This is a genomic window from Parcubacteria group bacterium, assembly GCA_041660065.1.
Lineage (GTDB): Bacteria > Patescibacteriota > Minisyncoccia > Moranbacterales.
Genome location: JBAZXC010000002.1, coordinates 59137 through 76591, shown reverse-complemented (window position 1 = coordinate 76591; position 17455 = coordinate 59137). Strand labels below are relative to the sequence as shown.

18 protein-coding genes are annotated in these 17455 nt (G+C 42.4%); all 18 read left to right on the top strand.

Annotation, left to right across the window (positions count from 1 at the left end; genetic code table 11):
- Positions 1 to 27 precede the first annotated feature (27 nt).
- The 18 genes from WC819_02855 to WC819_02770 all read left to right on the top strand — a co-directional run bounded on the left by WC819_02855 (position 28) and on the right by WC819_02770 (position 17455).
- Positions 28 to 1197, top strand: coding sequence for a sugar phosphate nucleotidyltransferase (locus tag WC819_02855; GenBank protein MFA5986262.1), 1170 nt, complete (start codon positions 28 to 30; stop codon positions 1195 to 1197).
- A gap of 219 nt (positions 1198 to 1416) precedes the next feature.
- Entirely contained in the window at positions 1417 to 1740 is a 324-nt protein-coding gene (locus tag WC819_02850; GenBank protein ID MFA5986261.1) for an ASCH domain-containing protein, read from the top strand.
- 45 nt (positions 1741 to 1785) lie between these two features.
- Positions 1786 to 2175, top strand: a complete 390-nt coding sequence (gene mscL, locus WC819_02845) for a large conductance mechanosensitive channel protein MscL (protein ID MFA5986260.1) — start codon at positions 1786 to 1788, stop codon at positions 2173 to 2175.
- Between the two features lie 11 nt (positions 2176 to 2186).
- Positions 2187 to 2648, top strand: coding sequence for a hypothetical protein (locus WC819_02840; protein MFA5986259.1), 462 nt, complete (start codon positions 2187 to 2189; stop codon positions 2646 to 2648).
- Positions 2649 to 2875: 227 nt separating this feature from the next.
- On the top strand, positions 2876 to 3457 hold the full coding sequence (locus WC819_02835; protein ID MFA5986258.1) for an RNA polymerase sigma factor: 582 nt from the start codon (positions 2876 to 2878) through the stop codon (positions 3455 to 3457).
- Positions 3458 to 3466: 9 nt separating this feature from the next.
- A complete protein-coding gene (locus tag WC819_02830; protein MFA5986257.1) occupies positions 3467 to 4321 on the top strand; it encodes a hypothetical protein in 855 nt (284 codons plus the stop codon).
- 121 nt (positions 4322 to 4442) lie between these two features.
- A complete protein-coding gene (locus WC819_02825; GenBank protein ID MFA5986256.1) occupies positions 4443 to 4895 on the top strand; it encodes a hypothetical protein in 453 nt (150 codons plus the stop codon).
- A 118-nt stretch (positions 4896 to 5013) separates the two neighbouring features.
- Positions 5014 to 7368 (top strand): DNA translocase FtsK 4TM domain-containing protein, encoded by a 2355-nt coding sequence (locus tag WC819_02820; GenBank protein ID MFA5986255.1) that lies wholly within the window; start codon positions 5014 to 5016, stop codon positions 7366 to 7368.
- An 88-nt stretch (positions 7369 to 7456) separates the two neighbouring features.
- On the top strand, positions 7457 to 8449 hold the full coding sequence (locus WC819_02815; protein MFA5986254.1) for a helix-turn-helix domain-containing protein: 993 nt from the start codon (positions 7457 to 7459) through the stop codon (positions 8447 to 8449).
- Between the two features lie 101 nt (positions 8450 to 8550).
- Positions 8551 to 9591, top strand: a complete 1041-nt coding sequence (gene recA, locus WC819_02810) for a recombinase RecA (GenBank protein MFA5986253.1) — start codon at positions 8551 to 8553, stop codon at positions 9589 to 9591.
- A 68-nt stretch (positions 9592 to 9659) separates the two neighbouring features.
- Positions 9660 to 10712 carry a type IV pilus assembly protein PilM gene (gene pilM, locus WC819_02805; protein ID MFA5986252.1) on the top strand — a complete coding sequence of 351 codons (1053 nt, stop codon included), beginning with the start codon at positions 9660 to 9662 and terminating at the stop codon, positions 10710 to 10712.
- Between the two features lie 47 nt (positions 10713 to 10759).
- Positions 10760 to 11461 (top strand): hypothetical protein, encoded by a 702-nt coding sequence (locus tag WC819_02800; GenBank protein ID MFA5986251.1) that lies wholly within the window; start codon positions 10760 to 10762, stop codon positions 11459 to 11461.
- A 26-nt stretch (positions 11462 to 11487) separates the two neighbouring features.
- The gene (pilO, locus tag WC819_02795; GenBank protein MFA5986250.1) at positions 11488 to 12201 is read left to right on the top strand and encodes a type 4a pilus biogenesis protein PilO; all 714 of its coding nucleotides are present in this window, start codon (positions 11488 to 11490) and stop codon (positions 12199 to 12201) included.
- A 15-nt stretch (positions 12202 to 12216) separates the two neighbouring features.
- On the top strand, positions 12217 to 13947 hold the full coding sequence (locus WC819_02790; protein ID MFA5986249.1) for a GspE/PulE family protein: 1731 nt from the start codon (positions 12217 to 12219) through the stop codon (positions 13945 to 13947).
- 30 nt (positions 13948 to 13977) lie between these two features.
- The gene (locus WC819_02785) at positions 13978 to 14367 is read left to right on the top strand and encodes a response regulator (GenBank protein MFA5986248.1); all 390 of its coding nucleotides are present in this window, start codon (positions 13978 to 13980) and stop codon (positions 14365 to 14367) included.
- Positions 14368 to 14415: 48 nt separating this feature from the next.
- Entirely contained in the window at positions 14416 to 15516 is a 1101-nt protein-coding gene (locus WC819_02780) for a type IV pilus twitching motility protein PilT (GenBank protein ID MFA5986247.1), read from the top strand.
- A 142-nt stretch (positions 15517 to 15658) separates the two neighbouring features.
- Positions 15659 to 16867, top strand: coding sequence for a type II secretion system F family protein (locus tag WC819_02775; protein ID MFA5986246.1), 1209 nt, complete (start codon positions 15659 to 15661; stop codon positions 16865 to 16867).
- Between the two features lie 201 nt (positions 16868 to 17068).
- Positions 17069 to 17455, top strand: a complete 387-nt coding sequence (locus WC819_02770) for a type II secretion system protein (GenBank protein MFA5986245.1) — start codon at positions 17069 to 17071, stop codon at positions 17453 to 17455.

The following is a 17455-nucleotide window of genomic DNA, read 5'->3' as shown; positions in this document are numbered from 1 at the left end:
GACCAAAAACAACCGAGAGGATATAGTGTGAAAACATACGGAGTTGTTTTACAGATCAATATACATGGATATCAATGGAGGTTGGGACTTATGCCGCATCGCAAAGAAGGGAAGAGTGATCGTTATGTTGTTATTATGGCAGGTGGTTCCGGCAAGAGACTATGGCCGGAATCGCGTGCAAACAATCCAAAACAGTTTCACCGTTTGATCACGGAGGACTATACGTTGTTGCAAGGAACGCATCAGCGTGTCAAAGATCTCGTGCTTCCGGAGCATCTTTTTGTGTCCACGATTGCTGAATATAGAGAGATCATCGCGGAACAATTGCCGGAAGTTGCGCCAGAAAATATTCTCATCGAGCCGTGCGGACGCAACACTGCGCCGGCGTTGGCTTTTGTGGCTGATAAAATTTATCAATTGAATCCCAACGCTGTGATTCTCGCAGTGCCATCGGACCATATGATCAAGGAGGTTGGTACTTTTGCCGATGTTGTGCAGACAATGTTTCGTGTGGTGGATTATTATCCTGAAAGGATTGGGCTCATCGGCATCAAGCCTACAGAACCGAGTACGGAGCTGGGATACATTAAAATGGGCAATGAAACAAGAAAGAAGTTTGCTCATTCTGTGCATCACGTTTCTGCTTTTGCAGAGAAGCCTTCCTCCGATAAAGCAAAGGAATATTTTTCCGATTGGCAATTCTTGTGGAATTCGGGTTGTTTTGTTTTTTGTGCGAGCGTATTTCTCGATCAAATTAAAAAATACGTGCCGGAAATTTCACAGACATTGGAACAGGTCAATGCGTGTCCCAGTGAGGATGAGCAACGCAGTCTTTTTTCTGCATTGCAGGATCATCCGATTGACACAGTAGTGTTGGAAAAACTTTCGAGCCTTGAACTCTTTGTTGTTCCTGCAACATTGACATGGAGCGATGTGGGCAATTGGCGGTCGTTGCATGATGTGCACTGTACTGGCAATCCGGATCATAATTATATGCGCGGCGACGTTGTCAGTGTTGATACGCAAAATTGTTTTGTTTTTGGCAATGACAAGTCCGTGATCGCAACGCTCGGGCTTAAGGGGATCGTAATCGTTCAGTCCGGTGATGTGATCCTTGTTGCTGATCGCGATCGCGTAAAAGATGTAAAAGAGGTTGTCGCCCTTCTCGGGAAACGAGGATATAGGCATCTTCTATAAGATCATATGTAAAAGGAAAAGCCGGTTGTTTGCAAACACCCGGCTTTATTGTAGTCAAAAACGATCAATGAAATAGTTTAATGGTGTATAATGTACATAAATCTTTTGGTGATAATTTTTTTACATACATACGGCGGTGCGAGAGAATCAACTGATTGCAAGAAAGAAGCAATCACGCAATTGGTTAAAAAAGGGATGCAATTTTTGATCACATAAAATATGAAGACGCTGAAATTCCGCAAGTATTTGAGTGAACAGATCCTCGCCGGCGCAAAAACAACAACGTGGCGATTATTTGATGACAAGGATCTCCGTGTAGGAGATGAGGTCTCCTTTGTTGTGTGGGAAACGGGAGAACTATTTGCACAAGCACAATTGACGCGTGTTGTGGAAAAATGTTTTGATCAAGTAAATGAAGAAGATTGGCGCGGACATGATCGCTATGCCAGTAATGAAAAAATGTATCGCGCGTTCACACAATACTATAAAAAACCGGTTGGTCCGAAAACACGCGTAAAGATCATCACATTTGAATTATTGTGATTTTTCCTTTATGCTAGAGACACCAATTCATTTAATAGTATTTGTATGAAAAAGTTTCTCAAAGAATTTCAAGAATTCGCCATTAGGGGCAATGTCATGGATTTGGCAGTGGCGGTAGTGATCGGCGGAGCATTTGGCAAGATCGTAACATCGCTTGTCAATGATATTATCATGCCACTCATGGGCATCCTCCTTGGTGGGATTGATTTTACAACGCTCAAGTTTACCTTTGGGGAAGCAATATTGACGTATGGAAATTTCATTCAAACAATTGTAGATTTTGTCATTATCGCATTGTGTATATTCCTTGCGGTGAAGGTGATGGGTGCAGTGATCAAAAAGAAAAAAGCCGATGAAAAGAAAGAAGAAAAAAAAGTTACTAAGGAGGTGGAATTGCTTACGGAGATCCGCGATCTATTAAAGAAAAATAGGTGATTGTGCGCGACATGCAATTTTTTCATGATGTACCCACAGACGCTATTAGGGATTCTGTGGTGATTTTGGATATCGATGGGACATTGACATGCAGTTCGAGTACAGGCGTCAGCGATGCAGTACGGCAAAAAATTTCTGTATTACAACGATCAAATGCGGTGTATCTTTTTTCCAACAACTACAATGGTGTACGCAGTAGAATGATCGCGCACGATCTCAATGTGCCATACATCGAATCACCGCACAAAAAGCCGAATAAAAAGGTCTTGAATTATATCATGCAAGGGACGTGTCCCGTGATCGCGATCGGTGATAAATTTCTTACAGACGGTCTTTTTGCACGCTTTTCTCGTGCAGAGCATATTCGCGTGCGACGCTATCGTTGTGCGGCTGATTCTATCTGGGATCGTGCAGCCTGTGTTTTTGATGATTGCGTATACAATATTGCACGATGGATTGGATTGGCGAAATAGTATTTATACCATCTCCAACAAATCACTCCCCACCAAGTCTTGAAAATCTTGATGAAAACAGTATAAAAAATACTTCATATATCCAGATATACTCCGCATTTTTTCTACTGTTTTCATCAAGATTTACTGCGACTTATGAGAAGTGATTTGCTGGAGATGGCATTATATGAAAGGAAAATGGATAGAATGCGTAGTAATGTGCAAGATGGGTATATAGAGGATTGCATATGATATCACATGAAAACACACAACAATCTGACGAAGAGTTGGTGATTTTGACGCGGAATGACCCATCGTTTTTTGGGTTGCTTATGGAACGATATGAGGCAAAAATGCTTTTGTATATTAAACGTATCTCGGCAGTTACAACCGAAGAAGCGGAAGACGTTCTGCAGGAAAGTTTTTTGAAGGCGTATCAAAATGTGAACAGTTTTGATGAAAAGTTGTCTTTTTCGTCGTGGTTGTATCGTATCGTGCACAATGAAACGATCAGTTATTGGCGTAAGAAAAAAATCCGTCCGCATGGCAATACAATTTTTGTGGATGATGATTTTCTTGAACGTATTGCCGATGCGCGGGATATGGTTGCCGATGTGGACAAAAAACATTTAAAAGATGTCGTGCAGAAGGTTTTTGATGTGATGGATGAAAAATATCGTGACATTCTTATTTTAAAATATATCGAAGATAAAAATTATGAAGAGATTTCTGACATTTTGAAAAAACCGGCGGGCACGGTAGCGACACATATTAATCGTGCGAAAAAACAATTCAAAGAATTATATCAAAAAAGTAATATTAATGTGTAATCAAATTATATGACGCAACACAGCGCTGCGCAGCGAGCGATGGAAAAAATTATGAAAGGCGAGGTGATCAAACGACCGCGCGTGCGTTTCGTTTTGTTCAATATTGCCTTGTGGTTTTTTGGTGTATTGAGTGTTTTTGTCGGTGCGCTTATTGTGAGCATCATTATTTTCACGATCACAAACAGTGATATGGATCTGCATCAGGAGATCTATGGCTGTGCGGTGCCGCGGATTACATTTGTGATCATTGGTGTATGGGTGCTACTGACGGGGCTTTTTATTACATTGTGTGACGTGTCCATACGTCATACAAATCGCGGTTATGTATATCCTCTGTGGGCGATTGTCGCGATCAATTTTCTTCTGAGTGTCGCGCTGGGGGCGGTGTTTTATAAAGTTGGTGTCAGCTATTATGTGGATCATTTGTTGGGTACGCATGTGCGGTATTATTACAATGTGGACAAGAGGAGAACGATGCTCTTTAATATGCCGGAAAAAGGAATTATTATGGGACAGATCATATCCTATGATCCGTCCTTTGTTGTGATCATGACACCGGAAAATCGTTTGTTGGCGGTGTCTACGGGCAATATTGATCCGCAAAAACAGGAGCATTTGCAAGCGAGTGATCAAGTGGTTTTTCTTGGCAGGGTCAATGAGGAGGGCGTTTTTGTCGCATGCGATGTGCGTACGAGGCAAATTAACGGTTTGCGTCAGACGATCAAAGACAAATTGCGCGCAGAATTGGAAGAGCGAGAAATAAACGAACGAGAACAGATCATTGAGCGTATTCACGTCATGTCTCATCCCGTGTCGTATATTTGCAATGAACAAGTGCGATGGCGCGTTGCGGAAGAAGAATGATCAGACGCAAAATCCGTATTTTAGCGGTTGCTTTTGCTTTTAATGGTTCATGCGTAACTCTTTTGAAAGATAATCATGCATTACATACGTACTAGTGCATGTAATATGTAAATTGTTTTTTATGAAAAAAAAGAGAAAAATATTTATGAGTTCTTTGGTGACAGTTATTGCTGCTGGTGCGATCGGGGTCAACATGGCGCAGGCGTCATATATGGGTGTAAAAAATACCAAGTACGGGAATGTGCGATCTGAAATGATCGCGCAGAAGTACTGTACTATCCAGCAGTCGATTGCAACACATGACGTGCAAGATCGTGAATGCGATGTATTTTCATATCCACAATTTGATCGTCGTACAGTGCTAAAAAATGCCGTAGATACACACGATTGGCTGGCATATCATAGTGCCAGTAACGGTACCCGCAAAGTTGCAGTGATCGATACGGCGGAAAAATTTGCACAGTTGATCGAGGCGCGTGATTTGCATCGACAAGGCCGTCACGAAGAAGCACAGGAGATTACACAAAATCTGGGTATCCATGATCGAAAAATGTGGCAAAAAATGATCGGATAACAACAGATGGTCTATTACACAAGCCGGGGCTGGTACGCGCCGGCTTTTATTGTAGAAAAAGTCTTTTTTGTGTTAAAATGAAATATGATTTTTAATGGGGTAATGATCTCACATGTTTATGCGATCAAAAAAAGAAAAAGAAGAAGGAGAATATGAGGGGGATGGGGAAGACTTTGTGTCATTACAGCTCAGCGGTCATGCGAAACGATCGATCGCGGCGATTGTTCTTTTCGTTGTGGCTTTACTTTTTATCTTGGGATTTTTTAATGCGGCGGGCATTGCGGGTGCAAAAATGACGGCTGGCGTCGGAAAAATTTTTGGATGGGGAAAGTATATTGCGCCGTTTGTTTTTGCTTTTGCCGGATTTATATTATTGCGCAAGAAAGTTGATACACAATTTTATGTGACAAAGATCATCGGAATTTCTTTTGCGTTTTGGGGTTTTCTTGCCCTTCTTCACTTGTTGCCTTTTGAACAAAGCCACTATGCAAAGATGGCGCAGGAAGGCGTAGGTGGTGGTTATGTGGGATATATACTTGCGCATCTCTTGGTGGCATTTATGGGTAAAATTGCGGGAACGGTTGTACTTATTGCAGTGATTCTTGTCGGACTCATTGTGGCGTTCAACATGTCTTTTGTCGGCATGAGTGATCGCGTATCTATCAGTAAACCCGAACATACATGGATGTTTTGGCGAAAGAAAAAAGATGATGAGTCAGCAGATGATGACAATGAAGCAATGGATCCGGAAGAGAGCCAAGCGGAAATCATATCGGATGATTATACGAGCGAGGATGATCTTGATGATACGGATTTTGATGATGAAGAATATCAAAATGTACAAGAGCGATCAGCGGTCAGTGCACCTGTTTTTGTCGGGTCAGCACATCAAAAAGCGCAGGAGATCGTCGAGCAAAAAATGATCGAGCACGTGAGGACGTTGCCACGCGATGTGGATTGGGAATTGCCACCACTCAAGTTGTTGAAAAAGGGCGGGGAAAAAGCACAATGTGGTGATGTAAAACAGAGAGCTGCGCGCATTGAAGAAACATTCGCCAATTTTGGAATTACGATGGAGTTGGATGATATTGTCACCGGTCCGACAGTGACGCAATACAGCTTTCGTCCGCAGAGTGGTGTGAAACTTTCGCGCATCACAGCACTCAATGCCGATCTCGCGCTTGCGCTTGCCGCACATCCAATTCGTATCGAGGCGCCAATTCCGGGCAAATCATTTGTAGGGATCGAAGTGCCAAATAAATCGCCGGCAACCGTGCGTATGCGTGATTTATTGAATACTGATGAATTTTCCAACCCAAACAAGAAATTACTTCTTGCCTTGGGGGAGGATGTAAATGGTGATTATGTTTTTGAGAATCTCAGTAAGATGCCACATCTTCTTGTCGCAGGTACGACAGGGTCCGGGAAATCCGTGACAATCAATTGTATTTTATTATCGCTTCTCTACAAGAATTCGCCGGATGATCTACGATTGATCTTGGTGGATCCAAAGCATGTTGAACTGACTTTGTATAATGGCATTCCGCATCTTTTGGCTGATGTGATCGTGGATAACAGCAAAGTGATCAATGCATTGAAATGGGCAGTTTCTGAAATGGAGCGACGCTATAAATTGTTGGAAGAAACAGGATCGCGCGATCTCGCATCATATGGACAAAAGAGAGAAACGGGAGGTGTGCGGTCTTTCGTCGATCCTGAGACGGGACAGCGGTGTGAAGAAGAAATGGAAAATCTTCCTGCAATTGTGATCGTCATTGATGAATTGTCGGACCTGATGTCATCACACGGCAAAGAAGTGGAAGGTGTGATCGTTCGTTTGGCACAAAAATCACGCGCAGTAGGTATTCATTTGGTGATTTCTACGCAACGACCAAGTGTTGAAGTAATCACGGGACTCATCAAAGCAAATTTGCCTGCGCGAATCGCTCTCAAAGTTGCGACAAATATCGATTCACGTACAATTATTGATGTGCCGGGAGCGGAGAAGTTGGTGGGTAATGGCGATCTGCTTTTTATCAGTCCGCAAAGCTCCACACCACATCGCTTACAAAGCGCCTTTGTAGAGGAGGAAGAGGTAAGAAGAGTGGTAAACTTCATTAAGAGACAAGCGCAGAGTGTCGGTGCATATGCAATTGATGAGGATTTTATGGCAGAGGGTAGTAGCGGCAAGGTCTCCGGCGGTGCGATGACCCTTGATCTCAATCGAGGATCTTCTATGGAGTCGGATGACCCGCTTTATGCGGAGGTAAAAGAGTTGGTTATTCAGACAGGTAAAGCGTCAACATCATATATTCAGCGGCGGTTGCGTATCGGATATTCGCGTGCTGCGCGATTGATAGATGAGTTGGAAAGCAATGGTGTGGTCGGTCCTGCGGAAGGATCGCGCGGACGGCGGGTTTTGACTGACAATCATAATGATAATGTGGAGGTGCACATGGACGAAGACGTATAAACTTGTACAAAAGGCGTATTATCCAGTACAGTAAGAATATATAAGGAAGGAGAAATTCAGAACGAGTTGATAATTTTGATGATGCGTTATGATTGAAAAAAGTTTTGTACGGAAAAAGGTAAAATCACTGACACTCGGCGAGAAGTTGCGGCAATTGCGGGAGGAGCGTCATATGCGTGTGTATGATCTTTCGCACAAGATCAATGTGAAGGATTCTTATATTGAAGCATTGGAAAAAGGACAATATAATAAATTGCCGACGAAGGTGTATGTAAAAGGATTTGTACGTTCGTACGCGCGATTCTTTGGTGTGACTGAGCACGTGCTTCTCAATCTTTTTGAACGAGAATATAGCGTATACAACAACATTAACAGTAAAGATGAGGAGGAAACGGTAAACAAATTGCCGTATGTGCCACGTTTTGTGTTCACTCCGCGCGTGATCATGGTAGGGGTAGGGTTTTTGATACTGGGATCAATCGGAGTGTATTTGTATTTTGGCGTTGATAATTTCATATCCTCTCCGTGGCTTATTGTAGAATCTCCTGCGCAAAACAGTGTTGTGACACAAGATTCTATCGTGGTGCAGGGTAAAACACGCAATAACTCGCGAGTTTTTATAAACGGACAACAGGTATTTGTCGGTATGGACGGATCATTTACAGAGAGCGTAGGTTTGTTGCAAGGAGTGAATATCATTCATGTAAAAAGTGCCAATAAATTTGATAAGGAAAGTGCAATGGATGTGATCGTCGATGCGCAGTATGTGATCGAGGAGCCGGAAAAAGACGTGCGACTTTTTGTACAAACAAAAAAAGAAACAATTACGGTCAGTGTTCTTGCTGATGGCACAAATGTGTATAATGGCACAATTGTTATGGGTGACAATAAAGAATTTCATGCAGCAAAAGAGATCATGATCACCACTGATAACGGAGGAGGAACGCTTGTGAGTTGTGATGGTGAAAATTTCATACCGCTTGGCGAGGGTAATGAGAGCATCAAAGATCGTGTATATGACAAGGATACACGTTGTGACAATATCCCAAAAGATGATAATGACGATTCAGAAAAAAGATGACAATTGCGAGTGTTTTTAGTACAATGAAAGGTATGATATAGTGCATTATAAGGAGGTGGGGGAGGAATAATTGTTGACGTAATCATTCTATTGCAAAATATATGGCAAAAAAGAAAGCGGAGAATCTTGAAGAGAATAAAAGTATTGATGCGGTTGTGAAAGAGATTAGGACAAAATTTGGAGACGGCATGCTTATGAAATTGGGTGATGTGCCACGCGTTGATGTCGCTGCGATCTCGACGGGTGCACTTTCTCTGGATATTGCGACGGGGATCGGTGGTGTGCCACGCGGTCGTGTGATCGAGATCTACGGACCGGAGTCATCAGGTAAAACGACGCTTGCATTGCATATTGTTGCGAATGCGCAGAGAGATGGCGGAACGGCGGCTTTTGTGGATGCAGAGCATGCACTTGACCCGGAATATGCAAAAAATATTGGTGTGAAGATCAATGACCTTCTTGTGTCACAGCCGGATGCCGGAGAGCAGGCGTTGGATATTGTGGAAACATTGGTGCGATCGGATGTGGTGGATGTGATTGTGGTGGACTCTGTTGCAGCCTTGACGCCACAGGCAGAGATCGATGGGGAAATGGGTGATCAACACATGGGACGACAAGCGCGACTTATGAGTCAAGCGATGCGCAAGCTAACGCCGATCATCGCAAAATCAAATTGTGTGGTGATCTTTATCAATCAGATCCGCATGAAGATTGGTGTGATGTTTGGTAATCCTGAGACAACGACTGGTGGCAATGCACTCAAATTCTATGCGTCGATGCGTATGGATGTACGGCGATCGGCACAAATCAAAAAAGGTGATAATGTTGTGGGTAACCGTACCAAAGTGAAGATTGTAAAAAACAAAGTGGCTCCACCATTTAAGGTTGCAGAGTTTGATATTATGTACAATGAAGGCATTTCTCTCACAGGAGACGTTTTGGATGTGGGATCATTATATGAGGTTATTACGAAAAAAGGCAATTCATATAGTTATAAAGAGGAAAAACTCGGCGTCGGGAGAGAACAAGCAAAAGCAACGCTAAAAGCGAATAGAAAACTCCTTGATACAATTGCAAAAGAAGTGCATAAAGTGGTAAATGATGCACGTAAAAAAGAGATTGTCTCAGAAGAAGTAGTGTAGGTCGTTTGCGGTTTTGTAAAATATTGTGGTACAATACAGATAATGAAAATATAAAATAAAAAAAAGTTATGTCATTGTTTTCTTCACGGTCAGGACATTATCTTGGGGTGGATTTTGGAACACAGTCAATCAAGGCTGTGGAGTTAAAGGTTTCCAAGGGGAGGCCGTATTTGACGAATTATGGGTGGGTGAACGTGACAAATATCAAAGAAGTTCCCGATGCATATGATAATGATTACGCGAAGCGTTTGAGTGATGCATTGCGGGAGCTATTTTCTCAGATGAAGCCAACTGCAAGAAAGGCGATCGTTGCAATTCCGAGTTTCAATGGTCTGGTGATGATCGTGGATTTCCCGCGCATGAGTGAAAAAGATGTTGCTTCTGCGATCAAATTTGAATCACGAAAATATATTCCCGCATCATTGGATGAAGTGAATGTCAGCTGGGATGTTTTGGATGAGGAAGAAACCGAAAAAGACAAAGAAAATCCAACGATGAAGGTGCTACTTGTTGCCGCGCCAAAGAGTGAAGTGCAATATTATGACAGTTTATTCAAAGATGTACCAGTAGTGATCGATTCGTTGGAGCTGGAATCTTTTTCACTTGCGCGTGCAATTATCGGCAATACAAAAGGGCGCTTCATTCTGGTGGATATGGGTGCGAAAACGACAAATATCGTTTTGGTAGAGAATGGTATCGTGCATATCAGTCGCAGTGTTGATATTGGCGGATCTGATATGACCAATGCGATCATGCAAAGCTTGAATATCACACGAGAACGTGCTGTTGTTTTGAAAGAGGGGGGAGAAAATTTTTTTACGGGGGCAACAAAGGTGGGATTTCCGTCATTGAATTTCGTGGCAAATGAGGTGAAACGCGTTTTGGATACACAAAAAAGCGATGTTGTAGAGTCATTGGTCCTTTGCGGGGGTGGGTCGCTTCTTGTGGGGTTGCCAGAGTATATGGCGCAACTTACAGGATTAAAAGTGACAATGGGTAATCCACTAAGCCATGTCGTATATGATGAGAATACTTCCGGTAAAATCAAAGATCTTTCCTCGGCATTTTCTGTCGCAATTGGACTTGCTTTGCGAGGGATCGATGAAAAAGGATCGCATTGATGTATAAATTTTTATATATATTTTTTTAAATCATTAAAAATAAAAATATGGTTTCAGGAATTGGTTTTAAAAATACAGCAGTTGAAGATGATCAAGGCGGGACACCGCGTAAGAGAACGATTTCGAGGGCGCTTCTTGTTTCTTTCGGCGTGCTTGTTGTAGTTATTGCATCATATGGACTTTTGAAATTATGGGAAAGTTCATTGCGCTCCGAGTCAGATGTTTTGGATGGAGAAATTACAGCTGTCAATGATGAAATTGTCAAATCACTATCCGGTGAAACATCGGACTTTGCTGTGCGATCACACGTTATGGATAAGGAATTATATCGCGGATATGACACAAATGATATTTTCCAAGAGATCGAGAGGATCATGATTCCTCGCGTGGTTTTGAAATCGTTTCAACATGATTCCGGCGCACATGAAAAAAAGACGGTGGGAACTGTCAGCTCAACAATTACCGGACAAGGAAAGGTAACGATCACTGCGGATTCAGATACATTCGATGTCATGGCACAACAAATCGATGTTTTCAAAAAGAGTGAATATTTTGAAAATGTAAAAGTGGGTACAACGGACCGTGATGATTTCGGTCGGATCATCTTTACGCTTACGATGGATGTAAAGCCATCCACAGCGTCGCCATATGATGATGTTGTGGCAGCGGTGCCGGACAATGTTAACAATGAGGTTTTGTTGCCGTCGCAAAGCGATGCAACGGCAAGTGACACGACGCTAAATCAATAATGTATATTTACTAATAAAATAAAAATATGATCATTAGAATGCTCCTGTTTCCTGTTATTTTACTGCTAGTGCTTTATTTTGTGATTGCACTGGTTGTACCGACATCGCGTTCAATTTCTACGGAAAAAAAGACCGTTGTCCAAAAAAAGGAAATGCTTGCGAAGGCGCAAGAAAAACAAAAGAATGTGAATGCTTTTGTGGATACGGTAAAGAGTCATCCAGAAGAAAAGAGTTTTGTTATGGATTTTGTGCCAAATGATCAACGAGAGGAGATTATTCTTAGTGATATTTCGCAACTTGCGGAGAAGTCCGGTGTGAGTTTGTTTTCTGTCGGTTTTTCTGAAGGACGGCAAGATGTACGATCTTCTGCAGCTGCGGATCAACAAGCATACCTGATCGAAGGAAAAATGATCGCAAGTGGTACATATGAGGAATTCAAGAAGTTTTCATACGAGCTTTTTCATCTCAAACGGTTATATGCTTTCAAGACACTTGAATTGACAAAAGTTGAGAAAGAAAAAAGTGAAGGGGGAGCTGCAGTGGACATGCAACAAGAACAAATGCTCAGTGGTGTGATCTCTTTTGCATATGGCTATATCCCTGGACAGGCACAAGTCAATCCATCGACATTTGATCAAAAGACGGATTTTGATTCTATTGATACTGTGATGAAAGCAACAGCACAGACAAATCCGTTAGTGTCGCAGTCGACGAACAGACCAAACCCATTTTTACCATAATTTTTTTACAGAATTATGACACAAGGCGAAAACGAAACGCAGGATGATGTCGGGCAAAAGGATCACGATGAGCGTGATCAGCTTGTCGCGCGTGCACAGGAATTGGGAGTGAAAGTGCTGGTAGATATACCGACGAATGCAAATCGAGAATCAATTCAGATGTTGTCTGAAGATATCGCAAAGAAAAATAGAATTGCGATTTTTGATCGTGACAAAAAAACCAAAACACTGCACGTCGCCATGAAAGATATACAGGATGTCAATGCGTTGAATATTTTGCGATTTATTGCGCAGAAGGATCATATGAATATTGAGATCTATCTCGCCGGGGATGAATTGTTGGAGAAACTCTATGCGTTGTATGGTAGTGCCGAAAAAGCGGTGGAAGATGTGGTGCAATCTTTTGAGATTGAAGATGAGGAGAAAAAAGACTCACTTAATGTTATCGGTGAGAGAGAAAGTATCCAAGATGCGCCTGTGGCAAAGCTTGTGCATGTGATTATCAAGCATGCGTTGGATGGAAAGGCATCAGACATTCATATTGAACCAATTGACAAAACATATCGTGTGCGTTTTCGACAGGATGGTATTTTGCATGCATCTCTGACATTTCCTGAGGATGTGGGTAGAGCGGTAATTTCTCGCATTAAGATCCTTTCTAATTTGAAAATTGATGAAAGACGCAAGCCGCAAGATGGACGGTTTCGCATCAATGATCAGGGAAATGATATTGATTTTCGTGTATCCAGTTTGCCTGTTGTTGAGGGTGAAAAAATTGTGATGCGTGTTTTGGAAAAGGATCGTCAGACATTTGATCTTATTGAACTTGGTATGATGGGCACACAGCATGAGATGTTCTTGAAGCGCATCAAAGATCCGTATGGCATGATCCTTATGACAGGGCCGACCGGATCGGGGAAATCCACCACATTGTATGCTTTTTTGCAGATTCTCAATGGGGAGGAACGAAACATTATTACATTGGAGGATCCCGTAGAGTATTTTGTTCCGGGCATCAACCAATCACAGGTCAAGCCGGAAATCGGATATTCTTTTGCAAGCGGTTTGCGCAGTATTCTCCGTCAGGATCCAAATGTGATCATGGTAGGTGAGATTCGTGATGGTGAAACTGCAGAACTCGCTGTACATGCTGCGCTTACCGGACATCTTGTTTTTTCGACGGTGCATACAAATAATGCCATTGGTGCGTTGCCACGACTTATTGATTTGGGCATTGAGCCGTTTCTGATCGCATCCGCTTTGCGCGTGATCGCTGCGCAGCGCCTGGTGCGAAGCATTTGTCCGGATTGTAAAGAGGAAATGCATATGCCGGATAATATCGTGGAGCAGATCAAACGTGATTTGGAAGGTGTATCCGAGGAGGAAATGAAAAAATACGGATTGGATATATCACAGGGGTTCAAATTTTATCATGGGAAAGGGTGCAAGAACTGTGGCGAATTGGGATTGAAAGGACGCCTCGCTCTCTATGAAGCAATTGAAGTGGATAATGACATGCAAAATTTGATCGTAGAAGAAGAAGGTAATATCGTCAAGGTTGAAAGACAAGCGCGCAATAAGGGATTTATTACTTTGAAACAAGATGGTATACTGAAAGTACTGCTTGGATTGACAACGTTGTCTGAGCTCGAACGCGTTACGGAAGGGGATATGAGCATTGGCGGAAAACTTGATGAAGTCACTGATGAGGATCAGATGCAAAAGGATAAAAAACACGCGCATTGATAAAATCTTATTTCATTATAAAGAAAACCTATGACACAAGAAGAAACAACAAAAAAAACCATCATGATCGCGGAAGACGATGCGTTCATTGGCGATATTTATGAGGTAAAGCTGAAAGATGCGGGATATAACGTCATTTTGGCAAGTAACGGTCGTGATGCAATTGAAAAGTTGGAGGCCGGCGCGCGACCCAATATCATGCTTTTGGACATTGTCATGCCGTATATGGATGGCTTTGATGTTTTGGAGGCGATCAGTCATCGTCCGGAATGGAAGGAAATCCCTGTCGTTTTGCTGACAAATCTTTCACAAAAAGAAGATGTGGATCGAGGCATGGCGCTTGGTGCAAAAGATTTTTTGATCAAATCACATTTTACACCATCGGAAGTTTTGGCAAAGGTGCAAAAATACATGACATAGGAGATGTTTGCAGAAAGTCTTAAATTAAAATAAAAATATATACGGATTATGAGCTCTTTACACGTAGAACAACGGTTGAAAAATTTATTGCGATTGGGTGCACAACAAAATGCGTCAGATCTTCATTTTGCCGTAGGAAGACATCCAACCCTTAGGATCGATGGAAAGCTGATCCCGCTTGAACAAGAGGCCGTTTTGTTACCGGAAGATACAAAAGCGTTTGCGGACTACTTCATGAATGCACATCATAAGGAAAAATTTCTCGAAAGTGGTGAAATTGATTTTTCGTACAGTTTGGAAGAAAAAGTGCGATTTCGTACCAATGTGTTTTATCAGAGGGGTCATGTCGGCATTGTCATGCGTGTGATCAATAGTCATATTCGACAGCTTGATGAATTGGGTGTGCCACAATTGGTTTATGAATTTGCAAATTTTTCGCAGGGACTCTTTCTCGTAACGGGTCCGGTAGGACATGGGAAGTCAACGACGCTTGCCGCGCTTGTGGATTATATCAACCACAACAAGAAAAGTCATGTGATCACCATCGAAGATCCGATCGAGTATATGTATGAGCAGGATCTCTGCATTATCAATCAAAGGGAGATCGGACAGGATTCGCAAACATTTTCCGGTGCTCTGCGTGCGGCATTGCGTGAGGATACCAATGTGATATTGATTGGAGAGATGCGTGATCTTGAAACGATTGGCACGGCGATCACTGCTGCAGAAACCGGACATTTGATCTTTGCCACACTGCATACCAATGATGCGGCACAAACGATCGATCGTATTGTGGATACATTTCCGTCACATCAGCAAAATCAGATCCGCGCGCAACTTGCAAATGTGCTTCTCGGTGTCATGTCACAACGCTTGATCCCACATACAAATGGCGGTCGCGTGCCGGCATGCGAGATCATGATCAAGAATCATGCGATCGAGAATCTCATCCGCGAAGACAAAACATATCAGATCGACACCGTGATCGAAACAAGCTCAAAAGAAGGGATGATCTCTCTGGACAAAGCGCTTGCGCAATTGTTGCAGTCCGGCGACATCTCATTGGATTATGCAATGACATATGCCAAGAATCGTGATTATGTCCGTATGCTTGTGGGGCGGGGAGAGCAAATACATATTGAAGAATAAATAAGCAGTTTATAAAGTCGAAAGTGAAAAGCTCATAAAGTCTTTTCAATCAATAACAATCTTATGCTATTACAAATATGAATTATTATTTACTTTATAAAATTTAAACTTTACAAACTTTTAACTTTATAAACTATTTTTTATGCAATTTAAATTTAAGGCAACTACGCGCGAGGGTGAAGTGAAGCGGGGAAAAATTGAGGCGATCGACAGAGAAACAGCGACACAATTATTACAGAAGAATGACCTCGTCCCGTTGGAATTGAAAGAATACAAGCCGGGAACCTCACTGGCCGCCGCTTTGGAGAGAATGACATCATCGATCTCGCAGAAGGATCTTTTGCTTTTTTATCGTGAGTTGTCGACACTTGTCGGTGCAAAAATTCCAATCGCGCCTGCGTTGCGCACGATTCATAATCAGACGCAAAATGTCCAGTTACGACTCGTCATTACCGAGGTTGCCGCCGATGTGGAGGATGGTATGTCGATTTCGGAAAGTTTTGCAAAACATGAAAATGTGTTCACGACGCTTGCTGTCCATATGATCAGAGCGGGTGAATTATCCGGTAATTTGCAAGGGGCGATCGAATTTGTCGCCCAAAGTGCTGAACAAAATTATCAATTAAAAAGCAAGGTGCGCGGTGCCTTGATGTATCCGGTCTTTGTGATCAGTGTTGCCGGGGTTATCGGATTTTTGACGATGACGTGGATCTTGCCACGGTTGACACAAGTGATCAAAGAATTGAATGTAGAGATCCCATGGTACACGCAATTAATGATCAAGATCGGGGATTTCATGCAAGCGTATTGGTGGGCCGTTCTTATTGTGATTGCGGGCATTGTTGCTTCGATGATCTATTACGCGCGTTCTGAAGAGGGTAAAAAGGAGTGGGATCGGATCAAATTGCGCATCCCTGTTGTCGGTCAATTATTCCAGTATGTCTATATCACGCGCTTTGCGGACAATCTCTCCGTTCTCCTCAAGGGAGGTATCCCGATTGTGCGTGCGCTCATCGTTGTGGCGGATGTCGTGGACAATATCGTGTACAAAAACATCATCCTTAAATCAGCACAGGATGTCAAAGTTGGCGGTGAGATCAATAAGGAATTTTTCAAACACGATGAATTTCCACCAATGGTATCGAGCATGATCAAGATTGGTGAGGAGACTGGTCGTCTCAGCGAGATATTGGAAGATGTTGCGCGATTTTATACTTCGGAAGTCGATCAGATCACGCGCAATCTTTCGTCGATCATTGAGCCGATCCTTATCGTGATCTTGGGATTGGGTGTGGGTGTATTGGTCATGGCTGTTTTGTTGCCGATCTATAATATTGCGGGACAATTGTGATCTAGGGAGTAGGTGGTAGTAAGTAGGTGGTAGGGAGTAGAAATTGAAAGCGCAAGAAATTATTTTTTTGAAAATTGATAATTGATCATTGAAAACTGGCATGGGTATAAGTTGTGGATGGAGGGGTTACATATTTTGACATTCGGGTGTATAATAGTTTAGTAAAGAAAAAAACAAAAAAAGAATGGAGGTGACATATAGATGAAAAAAGGTTTTACATTGATTGAACTTTTGATCGTGATCGCGATCATCGGTATCTTGGCATCTATTGTTTTGGTATCGTTGAACAGTGCACGTAATAAAGCAAAACAAGCATCATTCAAATCATCAGCATCATCAATTGCTCCAGCAGCAATTTTGTGTTGTGATCAGGTGGGTGGCGCATTGCAAACTACTTCAGGTGCAGAAATTTGTAGCCCGGCAGTACAGGCAACATATCCAGCTTCACCGGTTATCAGCAGCATCGCCATTGGCAACCAGTGTGCAGGTGGTACATTCCGACTTACTGTTACAGCAAATGCAAATGAAGCAGGTGGTTGTACAAGTGCAACAGTTACAGAAACATCGACAACTTTCGCAGGTTGTTAG

Excerpts from the sequence above, each read along its gene's own strand:
- WC819_02850 (MFA5986261.1), top strand. The coding sequence starts at position 1,417 with ATGAAGACGCTGAAATTCCGCAAGTATTTGAGTGAACAGATCCTCGCC.
- mscL (MFA5986260.1), top strand. The coding sequence starts at position 1,786 with ATGAAAAAGTTTCTCAAAGAATTTCAAGAATTCGCCATTAGGGGCAAT.
- WC819_02840 (MFA5986259.1), top strand. The coding sequence starts at position 2,187 with ATGCAATTTTTTCATGATGTACCCACAGACGCTATTAGGGATTCTGTG.
- WC819_02835 (MFA5986258.1), top strand. The coding sequence starts at position 2,876 with ATGATATCACATGAAAACACACAACAATCTGACGAAGAGTTGGTGATT.
- WC819_02830 (MFA5986257.1), top strand. The coding sequence starts at position 3,467 with ATGACGCAACACAGCGCTGCGCAGCGAGCGATGGAAAAAATTATGAAA.
- WC819_02825 (MFA5986256.1), top strand. The coding sequence starts at position 4,443 with ATGAAAAAAAAGAGAAAAATATTTATGAGTTCTTTGGTGACAGTTATT.
- WC819_02820 (MFA5986255.1), top strand. The coding sequence starts at position 5,014 with ATGCGATCAAAAAAAGAAAAAGAAGAAGGAGAATATGAGGGGGATGGG.
- WC819_02815 (MFA5986254.1), top strand. The coding sequence starts at position 7,457 with ATGATTGAAAAAAGTTTTGTACGGAAAAAGGTAAAATCACTGACACTC.
- recA (MFA5986253.1), top strand. The coding sequence starts at position 8,551 with ATGGCAAAAAAGAAAGCGGAGAATCTTGAAGAGAATAAAAGTATTGAT.
- pilM (MFA5986252.1), top strand. The coding sequence starts at position 9,660 with ATGTCATTGTTTTCTTCACGGTCAGGACATTATCTTGGGGTGGATTTT.
- WC819_02800 (MFA5986251.1), top strand. The coding sequence starts at position 10,760 with ATGGTTTCAGGAATTGGTTTTAAAAATACAGCAGTTGAAGATGATCAA.
- pilO (MFA5986250.1), top strand. The coding sequence starts at position 11,488 with ATGATCATTAGAATGCTCCTGTTTCCTGTTATTTTACTGCTAGTGCTT.
- WC819_02790 (MFA5986249.1), top strand. The coding sequence starts at position 12,217 with ATGACACAAGGCGAAAACGAAACGCAGGATGATGTCGGGCAAAAGGAT.
- WC819_02785 (MFA5986248.1), top strand. The coding sequence starts at position 13,978 with ATGACACAAGAAGAAACAACAAAAAAAACCATCATGATCGCGGAAGAC.
- WC819_02780 (MFA5986247.1), top strand. The coding sequence starts at position 14,416 with ATGAGCTCTTTACACGTAGAACAACGGTTGAAAAATTTATTGCGATTG.
- WC819_02775 (MFA5986246.1), top strand. The coding sequence starts at position 15,659 with ATGCAATTTAAATTTAAGGCAACTACGCGCGAGGGTGAAGTGAAGCGG.
- WC819_02770 (MFA5986245.1), top strand. The coding sequence starts at position 17,069 with ATGAAAAAAGGTTTTACATTGATTGAACTTTTGATCGTGATCGCGATC.